The following is a 2132-nucleotide window of genomic DNA, read 5'->3' on the forward strand; positions in this document are numbered from 1 at the left end:
CACGACGGCTAGGAGGCCCTCAGAGGCCGCGTGACCGTCCTGGTCATCGCCTTAGGCATGGAGAGGGGAGAGGGCTCGGATCCCACTAGAGGGCGACCCTGGGCGCCGTATGGGCGCGTTGTCGCTCCGGGGAGCGTGCCACGACGACCTCCGCCCTCGAGGACGGTGCCTGCTTCGGTTAGACGGCCTGGGCGGCGGTCTGCTCGCGCCAGACCTCGAGGAGGGCTTCGCGGAACGACGTCCGGTACACGATCGAGGACGGGTCGGCCTTACGCGAGTACGCGTCGAGGCGGTCGCGGGCGTCGGCCTCGAGGGCGGCGCGGTCGGCGTCGGTGCGGGCGCGCCACCACGACCGGAAGGCGCGGTCGTCAGAGGTCTCGTCGCCGACGCCCGCGTAGGGCTGGGCGGGTTGGGACGACAGATTGAGGGTCGTCTGTTCGCCGGGCGCGGTCTCGCCGTCGGTCTTTTTGCGGATGTGGAGCCGGACGGCGGTGGGCGTGCGGCCTTCCTTGAGGACGTCGTAGGTCACGACGTGGTCGGTGTGGCGACCGATCTCCTTGACGGCCTGGTCCAAGATCCGGCGCTTGAAGTCGTAGAACCGAGGGTACTTGGCGGCGACGTCGAGCGTCTCGCGGAGGTCGTCGAGGGGGATGGTCCGGTGGCCGATGTCCTGGAACTGCATCGCCATCTCGTAGATGCGGACCGAGTAGGGCGACTGGAAGCGCAGGACGTGGCCCAGGATGTAGCGCGTGAAGCGGCGCTTGAGCTGGAGCAGGAACGGCCGCATGTCCGGGTTGAACCGGGCGTTGATGTGGCCGGGGTGGGGCTCGACGTAGGAGAGGAGGTTGTAGCCGCGCCAGCGTCCGGCGTCGGTGCGGACGAAGATCTTCTGGTCGAGCAGGACCTCGGCGGCCTCGGCCGCGCGCTCGTAGTAGGCCTTGCCCGACAGGCCGGACCGGTCGACCAGGTCGGCGATGTCGATGCGCTGGGTGCCGAAGTCCTCGTCGCTGGGCTCGAGCTGGGCGATCATCAGCAGGATCATCCGCTGCTGGAGGGCGGTCCAGTCGTAGCGGGCGTTGATGAGGTCGTTCGACTTGACGACCCAGTCACGGCGGGCGACGGTCATGGCGCGGGGGGACGCAGGTGACGCTCACGTTACGGGTTCGAGGTCGCCGTGTCGAGGGCGACCCTCAATCTGTCGTTCGGGGGCGGTCATGGGGGCGCAATGGGGGCCGTATTCGCAGGTTCGACCCTCAATCTGTCGTTCGAGGAAGCTGAAACGGACCCTCAATCTGTCGTTCGAGAACGAGCGACCCTCAATCTGTCGTTCGGGAGCAGTCATGGGGAGGAATTGGGAGCACTGGGCGTCGATTCGACCCTCAATCTGTCGTTCGGGCTGGACGACCCTCAATCTGTCGTTCGGGGAGTGTCCTGACCCTCAATCTGTCGTCTGAACACCCTCAATCTGTCGTTCGAAAGTCCTCAATCTGTCGTCTTTGACCCTCAATCTGTCGTCTGAACACCCTCAATCTGTCGTTCGAGGAGCTTGCATCTTATTGCGCCCCAACGAGATGCGCCGAGTCCCAAAGCATTCAATGTATTCAAAGCCTACAAAGAACAAAGGGGAGGAGGGTTTACAAGAGACCCTTGCCGTTCGCTCTCAGTCGGCTGGGGCCGAGCCGATGTGATGCCGGTATAGGGGAGGGGAGACCTACGACGCGTCGAGCGGACTCACCACGCCTCGGACACCGCGATCGAGCACGTGGGTGTACACCTCGGTCGTCCGCACGTCCGAGTGGCCGAGGAGCTCCTGGACCGTCCGGATGTCAGCCCCCCGCTCGAGCATGTGCGTCGCGAAGCTGTGCCGGAGTACGTGCGGGCTCACCGGCCGGTCGACGCCGGCTGCGAGCGCGGCCCGACGGACGGCCTTCTGGACCCCGCTCGGGCCGAGGTGGTGGAGCCGGAGCTTGCCTGTTCTCGGGTCGACCGACGGGCGGCGGGCGCAGAACACGTAGCGCCAGCCCCACTCCGTCGCCGCGGCCGGGTACTTGGCCCCGAGCGCGCCGGGCAGGCTCACGGCGGCCGTCCCCTCGGCGACGGCCCGGTCGTACCTCGCACGCTCGGCCTCGAGG

At 66.9% G+C, this 2132-nt stretch carries 2 protein-coding genes; both read right to left on the reverse strand.

All coding sequences use genetic code 11. The features are described 5' to 3' along the window. Positions 1–178: 178 nt before the first annotated feature. The gene (locus WBA11_RS12475) at positions 179–1126 is read right to left on the reverse strand and encodes a replication initiation protein (RefSeq protein ID WP_424521004.1); all 948 of its coding nucleotides are present in this window, start codon (positions 1124–1126) and stop codon (positions 179–181) included. 585 nt (positions 1127–1711) lie between these two features. Beyond that, a partial coding sequence (locus WBA11_RS12480) for a tyrosine-type recombinase/integrase (protein ID WP_424521005.1) occupies positions 1712–2132 on the reverse strand: 421 nt, incomplete at its 5' end.

It is taken from the genome of Rubrivirga sp. (assembly GCF_049648075.1).
Lineage (GTDB): Bacteria > Bacteroidota > Rhodothermia > Rhodothermales > Rubricoccaceae > Rubrivirga.